This is a genomic window from Vibrio sp. Vb1574 (genome assembly GCF_033338675.1).
In genome coordinates, this window is record NZ_JAWOTC010000418.1 from 1 (window position 1) to 1,081 (window position 1,081).

2 protein-coding genes are annotated in these 1,081 nt (G+C 47.3%); both read left to right on the plus strand.

The window, feature by feature from the left end:
• Positions 1 to 14: 14 nt before the first annotated feature.
• The gene (locus R7O12_RS26570; RefSeq protein ID WP_318127068.1) at positions 15 to 773 is read left to right on the plus strand and encodes a DNA-binding domain-containing protein; all 759 of its coding nucleotides are present in this window, start codon (positions 15 to 17) and stop codon (positions 771 to 773) included.
• Positions 774 to 783: 10 nt separating this feature from the next.
• The coding region (locus R7O12_RS26575) for a DoxX family protein (RefSeq protein WP_318127067.1) at positions 784 to 1,081 on the plus strand (298 nt) is incomplete at its 3' end.

Consider the following 1,081-nt stretch of genomic DNA (forward strand, 5'->3'; position numbering starts at 1 on the left):
ACGAGAAAAGCCTCATGAAGCTAGCCACCTTACAAAACCAGTTTGCGAAAGCGCTTCACTATCAGGCATTAGGCGATGACTGTGATATTGCGAGCGATCAGTTTACCGCTGACGAGCGCATGCAGATATATCGCAACAACTTTATCATCAGCTTGAGCGAAGTCCTTTCTGCTACTTATCCGATGGTTGAAGCGTTACTAGGGGAAACGTGCTTTGCCCAAATAGCACGCCAACATGTTTTAACGCACCCACTCCAAGAAGGCAGTGTTATTCACTACGGAAAAGACTTTCACCACACTGTGATGCTGTTTGGTCAGGTCATGGCTCAAGCACCATACAGCCCAGAAGTTGCTCTCTTTGAATGGAACATCGACCTTGCTCGCCAAGCTCGTTATGAGCATCAAGCAGACACAGCCGTGCAACCGCTGACTGAATTACCACACGTACCAGAGTCGCAACATTCTCATTTAGTTTTCCACCTTCGTCCTGGGTGTAAGTGCTTTGATGCTCATTACGCGGTGTTTGATTTATTCGCAGCTGTTCGTACTCAGCAATTCGATCAGCTCAACATCAACCAATTACAACAAGGGGTGATCCGTATCGAGCCCAACGGTGAAGCGCAGTGTTTCGCGCTGGATGCCGAAGCCTATCAATTGCTTGCCAGCTTGGAACAAAAGCAATGTTTGAGCGATATCCCTGAGCCGTTGCTCACTCATCTTAATCACATCATGACGCTTGACCTGATTGAAGGTTTTACGCTGCAAACCGCGTAAGGAGGATACGATGACAGATTCTGTTAAAAGCCTGATTAGCCGCTACGACGAATACACCAACAGCTTACAAACTCACGCAATGCCGTTGTTGCTGCTGTTTTGCCGTTTATGGGTCGCTTGGGTGTTTTTTAATTCCGGCCTTATCAAAATTGCCTCATGGGATAGCACCTTGTACTTGTTCGAGTTTGAGTATCAAGTTCCGTTGCTACCTTGGGAATTTGCCGCCTATTCAGGCACATTCGCAGAGTTAGTGCTTCCGGTCTTTTTAGCGCTTGGATTATTTACTCGCCCTATGGCTGCCATGTTGT

Coding starts and splice junctions, on each gene's coding strand:
- R7O12_RS26570 (WP_318127068.1), top strand. CDS start 15: ATGAAGCTAGCCACCTTACAAAACCAGTTTGCGAAAGCGCTTCACTAT.